The organism is Metabacillus malikii (assembly GCF_030813355.1).
GTDB lineage: Bacteria > Bacillota > Bacilli > Bacillales > Bacillaceae > Metabacillus > Metabacillus malikii.
Genome location: NZ_JAUSUD010000010.1, coordinates 86,221 through 108,694 on the forward strand (window position 1 = coordinate 86,221; position 22,474 = coordinate 108,694).

The 22,474-nt window shown below is 35.8% G+C and carries 17 protein-coding genes; 12 read left to right on the forward strand and 5 right to left on the reverse strand.

Translation table 11 applies throughout. From position 1 onward, the window contains the following. The first annotated feature begins 167 nt into the window (after nt 1-167). The 8 genes from J2S19_RS11510 to J2S19_RS11545 all read left to right on the forward strand — a co-directional run bounded on the left by J2S19_RS11510 (nt 168) and on the right by J2S19_RS11545 (nt 11,890). Nucleotides 168-806, forward strand: a complete 639-nt coding sequence (locus J2S19_RS11510; protein ID WP_307341665.1) for a YesL family protein — start codon at nt 168-170, stop codon at nt 804-806. A gap of 249 nt (nt 807-1,055) precedes the next feature. Further along, nucleotides 1,056-2,633, forward strand: coding sequence for a response regulator transcription factor (locus J2S19_RS11515; protein WP_307341668.1), 1,578 nt, complete (start codon nt 1,056-1,058; stop codon nt 2,631-2,633). Next, entirely contained in the window at nt 2,630-4,393 is a 1,764-nt protein-coding gene (locus J2S19_RS11520; RefSeq protein WP_307341670.1) for a sensor histidine kinase, read from the forward strand. Before J2S19_RS11515 ends, J2S19_RS11520 begins: the two co-directional genes overlap by 4 nt. 1,018 nt (nt 4,394-5,411) lie before the next feature. Further along, the gene (locus J2S19_RS11525; RefSeq protein WP_307341673.1) at nt 5,412-7,058 is read left to right on the forward strand and encodes an extracellular solute-binding protein; all 1,647 of its coding nucleotides are present in this window, start codon (nt 5,412-5,414) and stop codon (nt 7,056-7,058) included. A 230-nt stretch (nt 7,059-7,288) separates the two neighbouring features. Beyond that, the gene (locus tag J2S19_RS11530; protein ID WP_307341811.1) at nt 7,289-8,149 is read left to right on the forward strand and encodes an ABC transporter permease; all 861 of its coding nucleotides are present in this window, start codon (nt 7,289-7,291) and stop codon (nt 8,147-8,149) included. A 10-nt stretch (nt 8,150-8,159) separates the two neighbouring features. Further along, nucleotides 8,160-9,074, forward strand: coding sequence for a carbohydrate ABC transporter permease (locus J2S19_RS11535; protein WP_307341675.1), 915 nt, complete (start codon nt 8,160-8,162; stop codon nt 9,072-9,074). Between the two features lie 71 nt (nt 9,075-9,145). Next, nucleotides 9,146-10,138 carry an endo-1,4-beta-xylanase gene (locus J2S19_RS11540; protein WP_307341678.1) on the forward strand — a complete coding sequence of 331 codons (993 nt, stop codon included), beginning with the start codon at nt 9,146-9,148 and terminating at the stop codon, nt 10,136-10,138. A gap of 168 nt (nt 10,139-10,306) precedes the next feature. Further along, nucleotides 10,307-11,890 carry a glycoside hydrolase family 43 protein gene (locus J2S19_RS11545; protein WP_307341681.1) on the forward strand — a complete coding sequence of 528 codons (1,584 nt, stop codon included), beginning with the start codon at nt 10,307-10,309 and terminating at the stop codon, nt 11,888-11,890. A gap of 516 nt (nt 11,891-12,406) precedes the next feature. Here J2S19_RS11545 and J2S19_RS11550 read toward each other — a convergent pair. From J2S19_RS11550 to J2S19_RS11570, 5 genes are all read right to left on the reverse strand, one after another. Continuing rightward, nucleotides 12,407-12,616, reverse strand: coding sequence for a hypothetical protein (locus J2S19_RS11550; RefSeq protein ID WP_307341684.1), 210 nt, complete (start codon nt 12,614-12,616; stop codon nt 12,407-12,409). Between the two features lie 48 nt (nt 12,617-12,664). Continuing rightward, the gene (locus J2S19_RS11555) at nt 12,665-12,844 is read right to left on the reverse strand and encodes a hypothetical protein (protein ID WP_307341685.1); all 180 of its coding nucleotides are present in this window, start codon (nt 12,842-12,844) and stop codon (nt 12,665-12,667) included. 93 nt (nt 12,845-12,937) lie between these two features. Continuing rightward, nucleotides 12,938-13,948: a sugar ABC transporter substrate-binding protein gene (locus J2S19_RS11560; protein WP_307341688.1), complete on the reverse strand. Its 1,011-nt coding sequence runs from the start codon at nt 13,946-13,948 to the stop codon at nt 12,938-12,940. Between the two features lie 25 nt (nt 13,949-13,973). Further along, entirely contained in the window at nt 13,974-15,524 is a 1,551-nt protein-coding gene (locus J2S19_RS11565) for a response regulator (protein WP_307341691.1), read from the reverse strand. 4 nt (nt 15,525-15,528) lie between these two features. After that, the gene (locus J2S19_RS11570) at nt 15,529-17,268 is read right to left on the reverse strand and encodes a cache domain-containing sensor histidine kinase (RefSeq protein WP_307341694.1); all 1,740 of its coding nucleotides are present in this window, start codon (nt 17,266-17,268) and stop codon (nt 15,529-15,531) included. 442 nt (nt 17,269-17,710) lie between these two features. Here J2S19_RS11570 and J2S19_RS11575 point away from each other — a divergent pair, with 442 nt between their 5' ends. From J2S19_RS11575 to yjfF, 4 genes are all read left to right on the forward strand, one after another. Then, complete coding sequence (locus tag J2S19_RS11575) at nt 17,711-18,739, forward strand: ABC transporter substrate-binding protein (RefSeq protein WP_307341697.1); 1,029 nt, start codon at nt 17,711-17,713, stop codon at nt 18,737-18,739. Nucleotides 18,740-18,836: 97 nt separating this feature from the next. Then, the gene (locus J2S19_RS11580; RefSeq protein ID WP_307341700.1) at nt 18,837-20,357 is read left to right on the forward strand and encodes a sugar ABC transporter ATP-binding protein; all 1,521 of its coding nucleotides are present in this window, start codon (nt 18,837-18,839) and stop codon (nt 20,355-20,357) included. Nucleotide 20,358: 1 nt separating this feature from the next. Beyond that, nucleotides 20,359-21,396, forward strand: a complete 1,038-nt coding sequence (locus J2S19_RS11585) for an ABC transporter permease (RefSeq protein WP_307341703.1) — start codon at nt 20,359-20,361, stop codon at nt 21,394-21,396. Further along, nucleotides 21,393-22,382, forward strand: coding sequence for a galactofuranose ABC transporter, permease protein YjfF (yjfF, locus tag J2S19_RS11590; protein WP_307341706.1), 990 nt, complete (start codon nt 21,393-21,395; stop codon nt 22,380-22,382). Before J2S19_RS11585 ends, yjfF begins: the two co-directional genes overlap by 4 nt. The last annotated feature ends 92 nt before the right edge of the window (nt 22,383-22,474 follow it).

Here is a 22,474-nt window from a genome sequence, read left to right on the forward strand (position 1 = left end):
TTTCTATATTTTTTTAAGTAAAGTCTTTAGTTTTTATAGTGTATAAAAATGATAGAAGTAGTAAAATTGTAAACGATTACAATAAATGTGTGTAAATTTTTTTCACTTTAGTAAGTTGTGTAATTTTTAGATTAATAGAAAAGAAGGTTGAAAGTGGGGGAAACATGGTGAAAGGACTTAACAAAAATAGTTTCTACCGTTTATTAGAATGGGTCATGTGGCTCGCTTTTATTAATTTACTATGGTTTGCAGGAACTCTTTTGGGGCTTATTCTTTTCGGAGCCTTCCCTGCGACAGTGGCAATGTTTACAGTCGTACGGCAATTGATTCTTGAAGGTGCAACGGGAAAACAAATAGTAAAAAAATTTATTGTGACCTATAAGAATGAATTTATTAAATCAAATGTTATCGGTCTTATTATGGTCATAACAGGGTATTTACTATATCTTGATTTTATCTATATCCGTAACTTTACAGGAATCACTTATTATATTTTTTATACTGGCTTAGTTTTTGCAAGTATCATTTACATCATTTCCTCAATTTACATTTTTCCAGTATTGGTTCATTATGATTTAAAACTTCTACAGTATTTTAAAAATGCCATAGTTATCGGTATTATAAGTCCAATCTTCACAGTAATAATAGGATTAGGGTTATTTTGCTTATACTACCTGCTCACAGTTATACCTGGTCTTATTCCGTTAATAACAATGAGTACAATTGCGTTAATTATTATGAGTTGTGCGCTAATCATTTTTCGTAGATTAGAGGATAAGCAGCAATCAATACAGAATCATACTTAAGTAGAACTTTATGATAGGCACCTTTAAATGATTTTTATTTGTTGCGGCAACCTAATTAGGGTGATTGGAGCTAAGGATGAGACTTATTACGGATGTGTATACCTAAAAGCGGTACTCTTGCTGAAAGCATCCTAAACGACAGCTATGTAAAAGCAACAATGTTAGCGAAAACAGCCTTATTAGGAAAAGGAAAATAATGAAAACGTTTTACTACGTGTAAAAAATTTTCATGATTGGAGGCAGCTTGCATTGGCTTATAAAGTATTTTTAGTAGACGATGACCGGTATGTACGTAAAGGATTAATTAATTTAATCGATTGGGAAGGTTGTGGCTTTGAAGTATGTGCAGAAGCAGATAATGGAGAAGATGCATTTGAGCACATTGAAAGGCATAATCCAGATTTAGTCATTACAGATATAAAAATGCCAGTATTAGATGGATTGGAATTAATTAAACAGACAGTAGAATCAAAAAAATCAGCACCAAACTTTATTATCATTACTGGGTATAGTGATTTCACATACGCTCAAAGAGCAGTAAAGTATAATGTTCAAGATTTTCTCTTGAAACCGGTCAATAAACAAGAACTGGAAACGACGCTTAAAACGATTGCAAGAAAGCAAGCGAAAAAATTACAATTTGACCAGAATAGAGAAAGCATCCTTGCTACTACAGTGTTGAATGATCTTATTTCAGGTCAGCTTGAAAATGATGATGAACGTATTGATACAAACGTATTGATGAATATTCATAACTCCATCGGTATGTCATACATCATCATTGAAATAAATAACATTTGTATCAACATTAATAAAACCCGGAACATGATTAGCTCAATCATTCATGGTAAACAACAATGCCCAACGTTATTTCGTGAACATGATAATCAGAAAATTGGTGTTCTAATTAGAAGTGAAGACATCGAACATACTTATCAAGATATTTACCACTTTTCTGAGGAACTTAAGGAGCAGCTGACGATTCAGTTAAGGACGAATGTCATGATTTATGTTGGGAAGATTGTTAAGAAACCAATCGATATTAAAGAATCTTATGATACAGCGATAAAATCCTTGCAATTCAAGTATCTGGAAAGTATCGAAAAACCTATCGTTTACGGTCGAACGAAAAACCCGTTTGTTAATTACATTGAACTTGAACAAACTCTTTACCAATCCTTGATGGAGCAGATTGAAGAGAACCAGATCGATAAAATTAAATACACAACAGATAGTATGTTCAAGCAATTCCAGGAAAAAGCATTTGCAAAGGATGCGGTTAGAACTTCGATAAATCGGGTCGTTCATGAGGTGATTAAAATCCTTCAATCAATGGATGGTGATGAGGAGAAATGTAGGTCACTTCATAAAATGCTCAACTTTGATAACCAGCCACATACTTTAGATGCGATTAAAGAGATTTTCTTAGAGTTTATTTTAGAAGCAGCAGCACAGATTAACCAGTTGAATCTACATTGTGTAACAGTCAATATCCGAAGAATTAAGAAGTATATTGATACTCACTACAATGAAGAACTGACATTAAAAAATCTTGCGAATCGTTTTTTTATTAATCCAGCTTATATGGGACAATTATTTAGAAAAACGTATGGAGTATACTTAAAAGACTATTTGCTACAAGTCCGAATCAACGAGGCGAAGAAAAAGCTACGACAAACAGACTTACGTATATACGAGATTGCTGAAGATGTTGGTTTTACTAATTCAAATTATTTTATTACTCAATTTGAGAAAATTACAGGTTATACTCCAACGCAGTATCGGAAAAGTGTAATAGGGAAAAAGCTTGAGATGGAGACGAAATGAAGAAGTATAAATTTAATAATTTAAGCATTCGAAATAAACTATTAATCATCTATATTTGTTCTGTATTTATTCCAATCACTTTGACCCATAGCGTCTTTTATCAAGTCACCTATAACAATGTCCGTACACAAAAGATGAATGATTTCTCCCTATCTATTAAACAAATATCCAATGATTTTCAAGTGGCAATTGATGATGCTGTCGGTATCTCTTCTAAGCTATATACAACTTATGAACTGTATAACCTCCTCGAAGCTAAATATCTATCATCGATTGACTTTATTCATGCCTATTATGATTATTTTGGTGATATTAGTACAGAAGTGTCACTCTACCCTTCTGTCCATTCTATTAAACTTTACACAAATAATGATACGGTTATTTATGCTGGTGGGATAAATAAAATAGATACACTTGTTAAAGAATCTGAATGGTATAAAGAATCGGAGTCAGTTAGAAGCTCTTATCCGGTGTTGACTCGTAGAATAGGAGATTCAGGAAAGTATAATACATTTAGTTTAATAAGGGAGATGGATTATTATTTAACAAAGAATTCTACGCAAAAAATACTTGAGATAGAATTAGAAGCCGGGATTATGAATAGTATTTTCAAAGACGTGACATTCCCAGGTGATCTCTATTTATTGAATGGTGAGGGTACGATTGAATATACGACAAATCCTGAGATAAGCTGGTCAGAAGATAAGTATTCGTTCGAATCAGTTACGTTACCTAAAGACAAAGTAATGTTTCATGAAACATATGACCTGCCTTATTTAAATGACTGGAAGGTAATAGGTGTAACAGAAGAACATGTGTTACTTGAGGATATAAAGGAATCGAGGAATATCATCTTTTATATAGCACTTATAAATTTGTTATTTCCATCTATTTTCATTATCTATATTACAAGCTCGCTGCATCTGAGAATATTACACATCCTCAAACATATGAGAAAAGTAGAGGATCAAAATTTTGAATTAATCGAAGGGATAGACTATCAGGATGAAATTGGTGAATTAACACAAGCATTTAATAGGATGGCATCGAAGATAAAACGGTTAATTAATGAAGTCTATGTTGTCGACATTCAAAAAAAGGATTTAGAATTACAGCGGAAACAAGCACAGTTAAGCGCCTTACAAAGCCAAATCAATCCACACTTCTTATTTAATGTCTTGGAAACAATCCGAATGAGAAGCATTTTGAAGCAAGAAGATGAAACAGCTAAAATTATCGAAAACATAGCAAATATGCTTAGAAAATCATTTATTTGGGGGAAAGATTGGGTTACTGTCGATGAAGAGATTTTTCTAATAAAATGCTTTTTAGAAATTCAACATTACCGTTTTGATGATAAAATGCAATATCAAATTGATATTGACCAAGACGCAGCAAAATGTTTTATACCAAATATGTCGTTAATCCCATTTGTTGAAAACGCTAGCATTCATGGGATTGAGCCTGCTAAAGGAAAAGGGATGATAAACATCTCAATTAAACGAATCGGTGAGTTTCTATTATGTGAAATTAGTGATAATGGTCAAGGTATGGAAAAGGAAGTATACGAACAAGTGATGGAATCATTAGAGAAGGAACAAAACATTGGGGAACATGTCGGGGTGAAAAATGTCTACTATCGCTTAAAACTACACTACTCTAATAAATTTGATTTCAAAATCGAAAGTGAAAAAGGTGTAGGAACAACGATTAGAATCAAGTTACCAATTATAAAGGATAAAATAAATTCAATAAAATAATAAATCTGACAAGCCAGTGTATATGGATACTTGTATTGATATACATTGGTTTTTTTGTTGTTTTTGTAAATTTTCACACTTATGTTTGATGTCCTCGGAAAATCTCAAGTTTTTGGGACCCTCGTCAGAAACTGCATTCATAATAGGTATGAAGATTTAAATGAGTAAAAATTCCGATTCAAAATCGTTTTTATAGAGCGGGATGAAACCAAAAACGAGAGAGCTCTCGTACAGAAATCGTCTTCATAGAAGGGATGAAGCCGAAAACGAGCGAGCTTCCGACGAGAAATCGTCTTCATAAAGGGTATGAAGCCGAAAACGAGCGAGCTTCCGACGAGAAATCGTCTTCATAGAAGGGATGAAGACGAAAACGAGCGAGCTTGGACCAAAAATCGTCTTCATAAAGAGAATGAAGGAGGTTTTGGTTCTTCCTCCGTTGTGAAAAGGGCTTCATGACAGCGATGAAGGAGGTTTTGGTTCTTCCTCCGTTGTGAAAAGGGCTTCATGACAGCGATGAAGGAGATTTGAGTTCTTCTTCCTTTGTGAAAAGGGCTTCATAGAAGGGATGAAGCCGAAAACGAGCGAGCTTCCGACCAGAAATCGTCTTCATAGAAGTGAATGAAGCCGAAAATGAGCGACCTTCTAACAAGATATGTCCTTCAACCATTCTATGGTATACACTGGTAGTTTTAACTTTCACCTATAACTCTTCAAATCTTCAAGAAGATTACATCGTGCGCACATCCTCATCCTCTCTATACATAGAAATTCTTCTTCCCGTGCCACAAAATCACCCATTCTTATATAATACAAGATATACAAGCTTATCTAGACAATCAAATAGCAACAAGTTAAAACAACCACAACTAAAAGAATGATAGTCATATAATATGAGCTCTATAATTTACAAAGTTTTAACTATAGTTTGTGAGGTCAATTAAAACGCAGTGCACGGTATAATGAAAGTGCTTACAAAGTTAAGCGACTTGTATCATTAGATTACAAAGGGGGAGTTAAATTGTTTAGAGGAAAGACGAAATTATTGCTAGTTGGGCTTATCACTATGTTGCTGTTTGTTACGGCCTGTTCGAACAAAGAAAAGGCTAGCTCAGAAAAAGATGGCGATGTGTTCACTTACACATTTTTTAACGCATCATCAACTGGAAAAGATGTGAATACAGCTGATACAAAGATAGGAAAAATGTTCGAGGAAGCGACAGGGGTTAACTTCGACATTGAACATATTGTAGGAGATAGTAATCAAAAGATTGGTACGATGATTGCCAGCGGTGAATACCCTGAGCTACTAAATGCGCAGAATGCGACAAATGATGTTATTGATGCAGGTGGATTTTTACCGTTAAATGATTTAATCGAAGAGCATGCACCAAACCTTCGAAAATTGTATGACCCGATTTGGGAGAAGATGAAAAACGAGGATGGTAACATTTATATCCTTCCATCAGGTGTTTCAAATGGATATGTCAAGCCACCGAATATTGACCAAAATGCATTTTTTATTAGACGTGATGCATTAAAAGAGTTGGGTTATCCACATCCAAAGACTGTAGATGAGTACTTTGAAATCATTGAAGAGTATTCAAAAAAACACCCGACTTTAAATGGAGCAAAAACAATCCCTTATACATTATTACAATATGATTGGCATGTGGGACAATTATTTGACCCTCCAGCATTCTTAGCTGGTGAACAAGAAGGGATTATGGTTGATGATGAGACATTAGAAGTTTCGGTACATCATAATAAAGATATTACGAAAAAATGGTTAGAGAAATTAAATGAGATAAATGCAAAAGGCTTGTTTGACCAAGAATCATTTACACAAAACTATGATGAATACTTAGCAAAAATCTCTTCAGGTCGAGTAGTTGGGTTTTTTGGACCGCGTTGGGAATCAGGTACAGCATTAGATACGCTTGAGCAGGATGATGATCCTTATAATGACTTTATGGGATTCCCAATCGTGTTTGAGGAAGGAATTAAAGATCAATACTTGAATCCTGAATCTTTCGTTACATCTCCTGGTATGGGAATGACAACAGGTACATCTGAAGAAGACCAAGTAAGAATTATTAAATTTTTAGACCATATTGCAAAAATCGATTCACAAAAATTAATTACTTGGGGTATTGAAGGAGAAACATATGAAGTAAATGAGGAAGGCCGCTTCTACCGTACGGAAGAACAAATTGCATTAACTACTAAGGAAGAGTTCCGTGACGAATTCGGATTTAAAGCACTTGGATGGTACTGGCCTATCATGAGCGGTACGTTTAATGATGGAAATGCAGTCGACCCAAATAATCAACCTGAAGTAGCAGAGCTTGCTTATGATGAAGTTGATAAAGAATTTTTAGATGCTTATAAGATTGAAACGTTCACTGATTTATTCACTGAGCCTGACCCTGCACCATGGTTCCCATTCTGGGATGCAGTGATTGAAACAGGATCAGAAGCACAATTGTATGACCAACAATCCCGTGATTTAATCAAACGTTCTTATCCTGACATCATTCTTGCTGACCCAGCTGATTTTGATGACGAGTGGAATAAATTTAAGAAAGAGTTTGAAAAGCTTCCAGTTGAAGCATATGAAAAAGTATTGGAGGATTCGGTAAAAAGGGAAGTTGAGTTAATGAAATAGGTATCGATATTTACAGTATGAAGGCTGAATGATCTTTAGAGTGATTTCAGCTTTCTTATTTCAAATTTTCTCAGGAAAAAGATTTGCTTCCTTAACGACTAATTGGAAGAGGGTGGACTAAATTGCAGACACAAACGAAAACAAATGAACTAATTTCCCCAACTGTGAACGAAACGAGAGGTTTTAAGCTATTTCTAAAAAGATGTCGCAGTCAAAAAGCATTATTATTGATGACGTTGCCATTTGTCATTTGGGTATTTATTTTTAAATATTTTCCTGTATGGGGCTGGACAATGGCTTTTCAAGACTACAAACCTGCCCGTACTTTTTCAGAGCAAGAATGGGTAGGCTTTAAGCATTTTATGTTTTTATTTACGGATGACCGTTTCTTAGGTGTTTTACGGAACACTTTAGCACAAAGTTTAATTAATTTAGTTTTAGGATTTGTTACAGCGATCGGTTTAGCACTACTAATCAATGAATTAACCAATTTTCGATTTAAGAGAATTGTTCAAACGATAAGCTATTTACCACACTTTCTATCATGGGTAGTTGCAGCTGCACTTGTATCATCGATGTTATCAATTGACGGAATTGTTAATGACATCTTGATGGGACTGAACATCATTGATAAAGAAATCCTTTGGTTAGGTGTAGGTGAGTACTTTTGGGGACTATTAGGAGCCGCAGAGGTATGGAAAAATGTCGGGTGGAATACAATCATTTATTTAGCTGCGATTTCAATGATTGACCAAGAGCAGTATGAAGCGGCCAAAATTGATGGTGCTTCGCGGTTACAACGTATGAGGTATATTACACTTCCCGGTATGAAGCAAGTCATCGTTATCCTATTAATTATGAACATTGGCTATATTATCGAGGCAGGATTTGAACCTCAATATTTATTAGGGAATGGGCAAAACGTTGAGTACTCAGAAAATATAGATGTATTTGTTATTAATTACGGAATTTCGATGTTTAACTTTTCACTGGCCACTGCAGCTGGAGTATTCAAAACCGTCATTAGTTTAATCTTTTTAATAGTGGCTAATTCATTCTCGAAAAAAATGGGCCAAGGCGGCTTATATTAGGAGGATTAGAATGAAGAAAGTTAAAAGAGGAAAAAGTTTGATGAGAACAAGAGAAGATGTGATTTTCGATACTTGTAATATTATCTTTATGGTTTTACTCAGTGTGATTATGTTATATCCATTTTTAAATCAGATCGCTTTATCTTTAAATGCTGCTACAGATTCTGTAAAGGGTGGAATCTATTTATGGCCAAGGGAATTTACATGGCGTAATTATGAATATGTTTTCAGCCAAGCATCGATTATACAAGCGGTATTTGTGTCTGTTGCAAGAACAGTTGTAGGTACAGGAATAGGACTATTATGCACTGCGATGGTAGCGTATGCGATCGCGCAAGAAAAATTTATCTTTAAAAAGTCTGTCACGATTATTTTTATCATGACGATGTATTTTAATGGCGGATTAATTCCGACCTATCTCTTAATGAAAGATTTACATTTAATCGGAACATTCTGGGTATATATTATTCCTGGTTTAATAAGTGCATTTAACCTTATTATCATTAGGTCGTTTATTGAAGGACTTCCGAAAAGTCTTTTTGAACAAGCCAGGATTGATGGGGCTGGGGATTTCAGAGTATTCTTTCAAATTGTATTACCTTTGTCCCTGCCGGTATTAGCAACAGTTGCCTTATTCGTTGCTGTTGGTCAATGGAATCAATGGTTTGATGTATTTTTATATAACTCAAGTAATAAGGATTTAACGACATTGCAATATGAGTTAATGAAAATCTTGCAAAATACTGCAACGTCAAATGGTGATTGGAACACAGCTCTAGCAAATGGTCAACATGCTGAAAATACAGTTACGCCTAAGTCGATTCAAGCAACGATGACAATCGTAGCAAGCTTACCAATCATTTGTGTATATCCGTTTTTACAAAAGTATTTCGTAAAAGGTATGACATTAGGAGCAGTTAAGTAATTGTCTATATGATGATTAACTAGCGATATGAGTTGGATTTAATAGAATACTATTTTTAGGAGTGAGATGAAATGAATCGAGACGTTCCTTCATTATATGAAGTGTACCAGCAACATTTCCACATAGGGGCAGCTGTGAATCCAGTAACATTGAAATCCCAAAAGGAATTACTAATCAAACACTTTAATAGTCTTACTGCTGAAAATGAAATGAAATTTGAAAGCTTACAGCCAGAAGAGGGAGTCTTTACTTTTGATAACGCTGATAATCTAATCGCGTTTGCAAAACAACATGAAAAGAACGTGAGAGGACATACACTAGTCTGGCATAATCAAACACCAGATTGGGTGTTTACGAACAAAGATGGTAGTCTAGTCGATCGAGATACACTTTTAGAGCGGATGAAGACACATATCTCAACAGTAATGGAAAGGTATAAAGGAGACATTTATTGTTGGGACGTTGTCAATGAAGTAATTGCTGATAAAGGACAACAACTACTTAGGGATTCAAAATGGACAGAGATTATTGGGGAAGATTTTATTGATAAAGCGTTTGAATTTGCTCATAACGCAGACCCTAATGCAGCGTTGTTTTACAACGATTATAATGAGTCAGACCCATTAAAATGTGAAAAAATCATCACTATGATTAAAGGATTAGTGGATAGAGGTGTACCAATTCACGGCGTAGGTTTGCAAGCACATTGGAATATCTATTCTCCAACCTTGGACAATATTAGAAAGGCGATTGAGCGATATGCGTCGTTAGGACTTCAACTTCATATAACCGAAATGGATGTTTCCGTTTTTGACCATGAGGATAAAAGAACGGATTTAATAGCTCCAACTGAAGAAATGTTGCAGAGACAAACGGAGCGGTACGATAGCATGTTTCAATTATTCAGAGAATACTCTGACGTGATTACATCAGTCACTTTTTGGGGTGGTGCAGATGATTACACATGGCTCAATGATTTTCCAGTTCGCGGAAGAAAAAATTGGCCGTTCTTATTTAACGAAAATCATCAACCGAAGTCATCCTTTTGGAAAGTGATAGATTAATAAATTCATATCGTATCACAATACAAATGAGGGTTTGTTAGTTTTAAAAATAGGGTTCGGATGTCTTTAATGCTGTTAGGCCTCATTCCGTACGCTCAACTAACTGCAGCATTTTTAGCATTTCTTCTTATTATCATGCCAAAAATAAAATAGTGGGAGTTGTATCTAATGAATTTTCTAAATCCTGTTATACCTGGTTTTCACCCTGACCCAAGCATAGTAAAAGTAGGAGAGAATGACTTTTACTTAGTAACAAGTTCGTTCGAATACTTCCCAGCTATCCCAATTTTCCACAGTAAAGATCTTGTGAATTGGGAACAAATCGGTAGTGTCTTAACTAGAGAAAGTCAAGTTAACTTGAGGAATAGCAAGAGTTCGGGTGGTTTATATGCACCGACATTAAGATATCACGATGGTACTTTTTATATGATTTCAACAGATGTATCAGGTACCGGCAATTTTTATGTCACTGCGGAAAATCCTAAAGGACCATGGTCAGACCCTATAAAAATACCATACGGGAATATTGACCCTTCATTGATGTTTGATGATGATGGGAAAGTGTATGTAACAGTCCAAAATGGTGCTGGTTATGAATCACACATTATTCAATATGAAATAAACATCAATACAGGAGAGGCACTAACAGAACCAATCGCAATTTTCCATGGTGATGGGGGCCAATGGACGGAAGCACCACATCTTTATAAAATAAACGGAACTTATTATTTACTATGTGCCTGTGGTGGGACAGGTGAAGAGCATAGGTCAATTATTGCTAAAAGTACAATGCCATACGGACCGTTTGAGATGCTAGATAGACCAATTTTAACGCATAATCAACTTAGTCACCATCCGATTCAAAATGTAGGCCATGCAGATTTTGTTGAAGACGAAAATGGAAATTGGTGGGCAGTATTTTTAGGGACTCGGCCAGTAAACCAGCAATTTACGCTATTAGGAAGAGAAACCTTTTTAGCGCCTATAAATTGGACGGAAGATGGCTGGCCTTTGATTGATAATAATGAAGGCACTGTTAATGAAATGACTGAAGCAGCATGCTTATTAGGGGAATCAAATATAAAAGATAAATATATTCGTAATGATGATTTCAATGATGAAAAGTTACATCCAGAGTGGTTTTATTTAAGAGTAAAGGAAGAGAACAACTATTCATTAACTGAACGAAAAGGCTGGTTACGTCTAAATGGTGGTGCAGATAATATAAGTACTGTAAATGGAGTTCCGACATTTATATGTAAACCTCAAGAGCATGTCGTGATGGAGTTTAAAACATTAATAGAATTTGCTCCAAATCAGGATGGAGAAGAAGCAGGTTTGTCTGTAAGGTTAAGTGAGTCCTCGCACTTTGAGATAGCGATTAAACAAGTAGATGGTGAAAAAAGAGTAATCGCAACTAAGACAATTCAAGGAGTAACGGAAGAAATCGGTCATTGTATTATACATAAAGAAAAAATTAAACTAAGCATTAGTTCGGACCGTGAGAACTATTACTTTAAATTTGCTGAAGAATATGGCGAGTGGAACAAGATTGGGGACGCTTCATTGTGCCATCTTTCTAGTGAAAAAAATGGAGGGTTTGGAGGCACATTTACAGGTGTCTGTATAGGCCTATATGCAACCGGGAATGGCATCGAATGCAGAGAACCTGCTTACTTTGATTGGGTACATTATGTAGGAGAAAATTCACTTAATGTGACAGAGGTTTCTGTAAATAATTTAGAACAATAATTTAGAAGGAATCGTTTTGTACGATGGGGTGGTTCCTTCCATGTTATATTTGGCGGGAAGCTTCAATTTCTTTTGGTAAAGAGAGTTGGGGCTTTTTGTTTTACGGGTAAAATGTAATTTGTAGTAGCTTACTTACCGGTAGAAGGTTTATGAAGACGAAAATTTATTGGAGACCAAAAAGAATGCTGAAGCAGAAAGAAATGACTCTTCATTAGATTGATGAAGCCTATTTTGAATCATCATGTGAAAGGAAGGTCCTCATAAGTTCGATGAAGCCCATTTTGAATTTTCAAGCGAAGAGAATGTTCTTCATAAATTCGATGAAGCCCATTTTGAATCATCATGCGAAGGAAATGTTCTTCATAATCCAGATGAAGCCTATTTTGAATTTTCAAGCGAAGAGAAATGTTCTTCATAAGTTCGATGAAGAACATTTTGAATTATCAAGCGAAGAGAAATGTTCTTCATAAGCCCGATGAAGCCCATTTTGAATTATCAAGCGAAGGGAAATGTTCTTCATAAGCCCGATGAAGCCCATTTTGAATTTTCAAGCGAAGAGAAATGTTCTTCATAAATTCGATGAAGCCCATTTTGAATCATCATGTGAAGGAAGTGTTCTTCATAAGCCCATGAAGCCCATTTTGAATTTTCAAGCGAAGAGAAATGTTCTTCATGAATTCGATGAAGCCCATTTTGAATTTTCAAGCGAAGAGAAATGTTCTTCATAAGCCCGATGAAGCCCATTTTGAATTTTCAAGCGAAGGGAAATGTTCTTCATAAGCCCGATGAAGAACATTTTGAATTTTCATGTGAAGGGAAATGGTCTTCATAAATTTGATGAAGCCCATTTTGAATTATCAAGCAAAGAGAAATGTTCTTCATAAGTTCAATGAAGCAGTCAAGTCCATATGTCAGTTTTGCAAATTCTCCAATAGAGTATTTTTTTTGGGTCATTTAATCACTCCTCCCATTTTGAACTATAGCCATTGACGTTACGTCAATGGCATGTGCATGTTCATTTTTTAATCTTAATAAATTGCAAATACTTTAGTTATACATGTTCAATTTTTGCTTATAATTTTCAATGTTATCCTCGTTAATTTCTATCGTTTCAGTATATATCGTCTGGTCGATTTGTGTACTTTTGTTTGCGTCAAACAGTTTCTCAATGATTAATTTCCCCCATGTATATTGACTTTGAGAGATCGTGCTTGTCACCTGTTTATTAGAAATTCCGTCCAAGATGATGTCTAAGTCATCGAAGGTTATGAGCTTTTTGCTTAAGCCTTTTGCTTTCCATGCTGTAATCGCAGCAGGACCTGATAGTGAATCAATGCCGACTAGTGCATCGAAATGAGGGTACTTTTCAATAAGTTCTTCAATGTTCATTAACGTTTTAGCGGGAATCCCGTCGCTCGATTTTTGTGCGAGTATTTCGATATTAGGGTATTTTTCTAACGTTTGTTTTACTCCGTCAATCCGAGCTGATAGGTTTTGCATCGAGGAAATCCCGGTACTTATGACAATGTTCCCTTGATAGTTCAACTCTCTCGCAACAACCTCACCTAAATGGTGACCGGCTGCTAAGTTATCAGTTCCAATGAAGGATAATCGTTTACTTTCCGGTGCGTCTGTATCAAAACAAATGACATCAATGCCAGCATCGATTGCTTTATTAATGAACGGGGTTAATGCTGTCGGGTCTGTCGGGCCGATTGCGATTCCGTCAACCTCTCTTTTAATCATGTTCTCGAGTATTTGAATTTGATGGTTAATGTTTGACGCGTCAGGTGCTTGAATGATGACATCGACACCTAATTGCTCAGCTGTTTCCTTTGCGCTAACTGTCACACTTTCAAAAAAGGGGTGGGCGACAGGATAAATAATAGCAAAAGTTAGGTTTTTTTCGGGTCCCTTTTTCTCATGTTTAAGCTTTGAGTTATGTTCAAGTCCATTTTTAGATTGGATATTTAGTGGATGATTAGAGCCTTGCAAACTACAAGAGGAAAGAATCATAATTGAAAGTAGATAGAAGGCTAAAATAAATCTCCTTTTCATTTGTATATTTCCTCTCCTTTATGAATTAGAATGATAAAGTTTGCTCACTTGCTTTATAGGCTCTTGTCGTCATACCAGTTACTTTTTTGAAAATATTACAAAAATAATGTGCATCACTGTAACCAACTTCATGGGCAATTTCATATGTTTTAGCATTTGTCGTTTTCAGCAAGTCTTTCGCTTTTTCAATACGAACCATTGTGATGTACTCAATTAATGTTTGCCCCGTCTCTTGGCTAAATATATGACTAAAATAAGAGGGGCTCACATTTACAGCCTGTGCTACTTTTTGTAACGAAAGTTGTGAATCAACATAATGCTTTTGAATAAATTCCTTAGCATTCATAATAATCGGATTAACAGTATTAGTAGTTGGGTTCTTTTGATGAACGATAAGCTTAAGTAATTTTTTCATATAAACAACAACTTCATCATAGTCTCTAATCCAGCTCGCTGTCATTTCTAATTGCTGAATTTTATCTAGAATGGTTGTGTTATTAGCGGCCATTTCTTTTATATAATGTTTAATTGTCATGGTAAAATCCATTAAAAAATAATAAACAAAAAATGGTGTGCTCACGTTGTTTTCTTGTAAATATGCTGAATAGCTTTTTGCAAACTCATCGATTTTAACCGAATCTCCAAAGCGTAGGAATTGAATTAATTCTGTTCGATTGAAGACATGAATTCCGCCATCAGAAAGTATTTCGCCTTTTTCGTTTGTTTGTCGGTACCTATGTAAAATTCGATAATAGCTTTTTTCTTCCTCGGCTTTTGTAAAGGATGTTGCTATGCCTTGAATACGGGATTCGATTTGTCCAAAGCCGAAAATAATTGATTTGTCACTTTTAGCGATTTGCAGTAACTGTTTCTTCAAATCGGTAATGGATTGTTCTAGCGTGCTCTTTTCATCTCCTTTTAGAATGAATACACATTCCTTTGCATTCCTTTTAAAAGAAAGACATGGATAGTCGTTAGCTAATGATTGAATTGTCGTCATACTACTAGGAGCCGTTTCTATCGTCACCAGACAGTAATACTGTGAAACAAGATTAATTTCTAATTCTGATGCTTGCTTAATTGCTTCTGAAGCTGTATAGTCTCCTTCACATAGCTGATTTAAAAAATAATCCTTTGTCATCGTTTCATTTTGAATGACCTGATTTTCTAATTCATTCAAGCGTTGTTTTTCTAATGCTTCTTTATCAATTTGCCTTGCTACTTTATGCAATGTTTCTAGTAGTTCTGGCGCACTTATTGGCTTAAGACAATATTCAGTGATTTGAATGCGCATCGCCTCACGTGCATATTCAAATTCATCGTGACCACTAAGAATGATAATTTTGACAGAAGGCATTTTCTTGCGAAGAATGCGACTGACTTCTAAACCATCCATAAAAGGCATTTTAATATCGGTGATGACAATATCCGGTTGATGCTTTTCAATTAATGGTAGTGCGATTTCTCCATCTGGAGCATCCCCACAATAGATAAAGCCTTCCTTATCCCATTCGATACATCTTTGAATTCCTTCTCGAACTTGAACTTCGTCATCAAGTAAGAATATTTTTTTCATACTATCACCTCATTGCTGGAATCGTTAATCGAATATAAGTCCCTATCTGATAAGAGCTTTCAATCGTCAGACCATATTGACTTCCATAATATAGCTGAATTCGTTTTTGAACATTAAACATGCCAAAGCCGCCACTCGTTTTCTTACCCTTTGTACCTGTGCGCAATTGGTGCTGAATCTTTGTCAGTTGCTCTTCTTTAATTCCGATTCCATTATCTATTACCTCGATGCATATATCCCCATCTTCTGTGAAGTCTCCTCTAATTGAAACGAGACCTTTTCCGCGTTTATTTTTTATCCCATGGTAAATCGCATTTTCAACAAGTGGTTGAAGGGTTATTTTTAAAATAGAATAATCGACAATTTCATCATTAAAATCAAAAGTTACTTCAAGAATGTCCCGATATCTGATTTTTTGAATGATTAAGTAGTTACGGACATGGTCAATTTCTTGTGCCAATTTAATGACATCCTCGCCATTACTTAAGGAAATCCGGAAAAAATGTGATAAAGCCTTTGTCATATCGATGACTTCACTGCTTTTCTTTGCCTCAGCCATCCAAATAATATTATCCAATGTGTTATATAAAAAGTGGGGATTGATTTGACTTTGTAAAGCTTTAAATTCTGCAAGTGTAAGTTGTTTTTGCTCATCAATGCTTTTTAGTAACAATGATTTTATTTTCTTGATCATCACATTAAAGCTATTTGCCAAATCAGCAATTTCATCGGAACTCTCATTTACAACTTTAACGTCAAGATTGCCTTGTGAGGCGAGCTTCATGTTTTCCTTCAAGTTTCGAATCGGACGAATGAGCTTAGATGAGATAAAAAAGTAAAGTGTAATGGTAAAGATGATACTAAAACCAACACTAATCATAATTAAACTTCGGATTTCATTCGCATCCTTCATTAACTCCTGTAGCGGTGCTTGGCCAATGACTTTCCATCCAGTAGATTCAACAGTATCAAATACAGTGAATGTTGATTGTGAATTATTCGTCATATAACCTGAATCTTTCTCACGTATCGTACGCCAATTTGAGATTAGATGCCGACCTGCTTGATTACCAGATAGATAGAGTGATTCTCCTGCAGCTGTTTCCACATAAAAGCTACCGGTTTCACCTAGTGTTGCATTGCCGAGAATTTCCTCAATGACCGTTGCATCGATAAGGATGTTAATAAAGCCGATTACTTCACCAGTAATTTCTAATATGACAGTATCGGTAATTGAAATCATCGGTTGATTGTTTACTTCAGTTTGCTGAATAAGTGTATCAGTTGGATTTTTTAATAACTGTGTATATTCGGGGTTCTCTCTAGGGGAGGTATCTAATTGATGAACACCCTTGTCTTCACTAATGATTTTGCCATCAAGATTAAAAATAGAAATAGACTGGATGTTATCACTTGATTGATAGATTTCTCGATAAAAGCTAAATAGGTTCAAAATATTTTTCGCATCTTCATAAGTATTTTCATCATTTGTTAGAAAGTGTATCGTACTATCAAGTTTGCTGATTTCGGTAAACCGTTTCGTATCTTGAAAAATAACATCGATGTCTTGGCTAACTTGACTTGCTTGAAGCTGTGTAAACGTGTGGGTATTTTTTGAGATAATATTAATTGATTTTACATAAGAAACGACACCAACAAAAATGAGTGGAATTGCCGTTAAAATAACAAACATGATTAAAAGTTTCGTTCGTAAACTTGAGAGCATCAATTTTTTGAAATTCATGATCATTTCCCTTTGGACTCGTAATAGCAAGCTTTTATAAAAGTTGTAAGATTTCTATATTTCTAGATTATATCACAAATGTAAGCGATTTCTAGATGGTGTGAAGCGTCTTTTAAACATCAGGACGTATAAAAAGAACAACTTTTTACCTAGAAAATCTAACTAACGTCTGTTTTAGTAGAACAATTGAACGAGAAGCTTTTTTCGTAATTAGCCCTTTTCCTATCTTTCTACCTAATTTATTCGTAAACAAGTAAAACATTCAAACTTCATAAAAATTTCTAGGAATCAAAAATTTTTCTACTTTTCGATGATTTTTATAAAAAAATCCAAAATATTTTGTAACTTAATCAAAAATCATTCTATTCAATCAGGTATGAAAGCGTTTTATAATCAGGATACGCTAGAAGAGTTCAATAGCGAAACATAAGGGGGAATTACATTGAAGAAACGAAACAAGTTACAACTGCTTTTGTTCGTATTCATGTCAGTCATGCTTGTATTAGCAGCATGTAGCTCATCAGGCAGTAGTGGCGGTGGTGGCAGTGAGTCAGGTCAAAAAGAAGGTGGAGCTGAAGATAAGGGTGCGGGAGGTAAACTCGTAATCGGGTTTTCTCAAGTTGGTGCTGAAAGTGAATGGCGAACTGCAAATACAGAGTCAGTGAAAAAGGCAATTACAGATGCAGGTCATGAGCTTAAATTCTCGGATGCACAACAAAAACAGGAAAATCAAATTAAAGCGATCCGTTCATTTATTGCACAAAAAGTAGATGCAATTGTATTTTCACCGGTTGTTGAGACTGGATTTGAAACAGTACTAAAAGAAGCAAAAGATGCAGGTATCCCAGTATTTTTAGCAGACCGTGCTGTAGATATTGAAGATGATTCTTTATGGGTGACATTTTTAGGATCTGACTTTATTGAGGAAGGAAGAAAGGCAGCAAATTGGTTAGTGGAAGAAATGGGTGACGAAGAGGAAGTCAATATCGTAGAGCTACAAGGTACAGTAGGCTCGGCCCCTGCAATTGACCGTAAAGAAGGGTTTGAAGAAGTACTAGCGGATCATCCGAACTTTAAAATCACAAAATCACAAACAGGTGATTTCACACGTGCAAAAGGTAAAGAGGTAATGGAAGCTTTCTTAAAGTCAGATGGAGATAACATTGATGTTCTTTATTCACATAATGATGATATGGCGATTGGTGCGATTCAAGCGATTGAAGAGTATGGGTTAAAGCCAGGCGAAGATATTAAAATCATTGGCGTAGATGCAGTTAAAGGTGCGTTTGAAGCGATGGCTGCTGGGAAAATGAACGTAACAGTTGAGTGTAACCCGTTATTTGGTCCTCAGCTAGTTGAATTAATTGAAAAGCATATTGCAGGCGAAGAGTTAGAAAAACGAATTGCTGTTGAAGAAAGCATCTATACAATGGATCAAGCGGAAGAGCTTTTACCAACACGTCAATATTAACAATGTTTACAAAGGGTCTGTCTCCATCTTTAAGGGGAGACCCTTTTACACCTTTTTTTAGGTTATCGATTGTTAGAGAAGAAGGAGGGGAAACACAATGAATCAGCAAACTCCGACGCTTGAAATGACTGGAATTACGAAAGAATTTCCAGGAGTTAAAGCATTATCAAATGTACATTTTCGTTTGTTTCCAGGCGAAGTTCATGCGATTATGGGCGAAAACGGCGCTGGTAAATCTACATTAATTAAAGTGTTAACTGGGGTCTACTCATGTGATGAAGGCAGCGTGACTATGGATAATCAGCAAATTATCATCACAAATCCGCTTGAAGCACAGGAACATGGCATTAGTACTGTTTATCAAGAGGTTAATTTATGTGCGAATTTGTCTGTCGTTGAGAACATTTTTATTGGAAGAGAAATCATGAAAAATGGCCGAATTCATTGGAAGGAAATGAATCGCAGGGCTGAAGAGTTATTGGCAAGATTAAATTTAAAGCTTGATGTTTCAAAAACACTATCATCCTACTCAGTTGCGATTCAACAAATGATCGCGATCGTACGGGCATTAAATGTTTCTGCGAAGGTACTTATTTTGGATGAGCCAACTTCAAGCCTTGATTTAAATGAAGTAAATCAGCTTTTTAAAGTGATTCGAAAGCTTAAAAGTGAAGGAATGGCAATTGTCTTCGTCAGTCATTTCCTTGACCAAATCTATGAAATTACCGATCGAATTACAGTGCTCCGCAACGGAGAATGGATTGGCGAGTATATGACGAAGGAACTGCCAAGATTAGAATTGGTCTCAAAAATGATTGGAAAAGAAATCTCTGAATTAGGTTCATTTTCTTCAACGAAAACGGATACTTTGAAACGTGAAGAAAATGAGTCAATTCTAGAGGCAAAACAATTATCGAAAAAGGGAAATATTGCGCCATTTGATTTAACAATGCATAAAGGAGAAATCATCGGTTTAGCCGGACTATTAGGTTCGGGCAGGTCGGAATTAGCAAGACTTCTCTTTGGTGCAGATAAAGCTGACGGAGGGGAGCTTTATGTTAAAGGTCGAAAAATACAGCTGCAATCACCTAAACAAGCGATTGCGAATGGAATTGCCTTTTCCTCTGAAAATCGCAAAACAGAAGGAATTATTGCTGATTTAACGATAAGGGAAAATATGATTCTTGCGATACAAGGGATCCATGGCTGGTTTCACTATATCCCACGGAAAAGACAAGATGAAATCGTGGAGGAATATATCAAGCTATTAAATATTAATCCGCCAAATCCAGATCAATTAATAAAAAATCTAAGTGGCGGCAATCAGCAAAAAGTTCTGTTAGCAAGGTGGTTAGTGACAAACCCTGAGTTATTAATCCTTGATGAGCCAACAAGAGGGATTGATATTGGTGCAAAGACAGAAATTCAAAAGCTGATGCTTTCATTAAGTGAAAAAGGGATGTCGATTTTGTTTATCTCATCAGAGCTTGAAGAAGTGATTCGGACGTGCAGCAGGATTGCAGTTTTACGTGACCACGAAAAGGTAACGGAAATCGAAAATAATCAGCACATTACCCATCAAGACATAATGAAAGAAATAGCTGGAGGAATGGGATAACATGATGAAATTCAAACTGTTTTGGCCATTACTAGTATTGTTGTTAATCCTATCTGTCAATCTATTTTTTGACCCGAAGTTTTTCATTATCGAGGTGAAAAATGGACATCTAACAGGTAGTATCATAGACATTTTGAACCGTGGTGCACCATTAATGCTTATTTCTTTAGGGATGACACTAGTCATTGCTACGAAAGGGATTGACCTTGGTGTCGGTTCTGTTGTGGCAATGTCGGGAGCAATTGCCGCAATGACGGTTAGTCAATCTACAGGTATCTCAGGTGATAGCTTAGTTCCATTATTTACTGCGATTGCATTTGCACTTGGACTATCTTTACTTGCAGGACTATGGAACGGAATACTTGTCTCAAGGATCGGGATTCAACCGATTGTTGCGACATTGATTTTAATGGTGGCTGGGCGTGGGATTGCTCAGTTAATAACTAATGGACAAATTACAACGATTTATTATGAGCCTTATTCATTTATAGGTGGAGGCTATTTGTTCATGCTTCCTTTTTCGATTTTTATCGTGGTCGCTGTCTTATGTCTGGCTCTCTTTTTAACGAGACGTACGTCGATTGGCTTATTTATTGAATCTGTCGGTTCGAATCCTGAAGCAAGCCGTTTAGCAGGGATAAACTCAAAAAATATCATTTTAATGGTCTATTTATTCTCCGGATTTTGTGCTGGAATTGGCGGTTTAATTTTAAGCTCAAATGTAGCGAGTGCAGACGGAAATAATGCCGGACTTTGGTATGAACTTGATGCAATTTTAGCCGTTGTTATTGGAGGAACCTCACTTATGGGGGGAAGGTTTTTCTTAATGGGTACAGTCGTGGGAGCATTGATTATTCAAAGCTTGACGACAACAATTTACTCAATTGGAATCCCTCCTGAAACAAATTTAGTTGTAAAGGCAATCGTCGTATTAATCGTTTGTTTACTTCAATCACCAGATTTTCGCAAGAAAGTATTAGGGAGAATGAAACGCACGAAACAACTGTCAAAGAATGATAAAGGAGTGACATTATCATGAAGAAGCTGTCTTTCAATAGTAAACATTACCCTGTATTTGTCACTCTTGGACTTTTTCTTGTCATGTATTTATTCGGTTCAGCAAAATACACTGGTTTTTCTTCACCACAAGTATTTTTTAACCTATTCATTGATAATGCATTTTTAATTATTGTTGCCGTTGGCATGACATTTGTCATTTTATCAGGTGGCATTGATTTGTCTGTTGGATCAGTCATTGCATTAACTAGTATGGTGACAGCAAGTCTTATTGAGAATGCTCAACTATCACCATGGATCGTCCTGCCAATCGCATTACTGATTGGTACAACATTAGGCTTGATAATGGGTTGCTTAATTCACTTTTACAATCTTCAGCCATTCATCGTCACACTAGCAGGAATGTTTTTGGCTAGAGGATTAAGCTACTTAATTAGTGTTGAAACAATTGCGATTACGAATCCGTTCTTTCAGTATGTTGCAAGCACGAAGCTTTACTTCGGTGAGTTTTTCATTTCAATAAGTGTGATTATCGCAATTATTGTCATCCTAGCAGCTGTTTTTATCGCACATTATACAAAGTTTGGTCGGACGATTTATGCAATTGGCGGGAGTGAACAGTCAGCACTATTAATGGGTTTACCAGTTGGTCGAACAAAAATATTAATCTATACGATGAGCGGATTTTGCTCCTCATTAGCAGGGATTGTCTTCACATTTTATATGCTCTCAGGCTATGGCTTACATGCAAATGGACTTGAATTAGATGCGATTGCTGCCGTTGTTATCGGAGGCACACTGCTTACCGGAGGTGTTGGTTACGTCGCGGGTAGTGTTGTAGGTGTTCTCATACTCGGCATTATTCAAACGTTAATCGTATTCGAAGGTACGTTAAGCTCATGGTGGACGAAAATTGCGATTGGTGTCCTTCTACTTCTGTTCATTGTTTTCCAAAGAGTGAGTGTACTTAGAACTGAAAACAAAAAAGTCACAATATCACAGCATTAACAATGACAAAAAAGCACTGCAAACAGAATGGATAATCCTATCTGTTAGCAGTGGCTTATGAATGAGTTGGACAAGAAGTAGAAAGCTAGCTA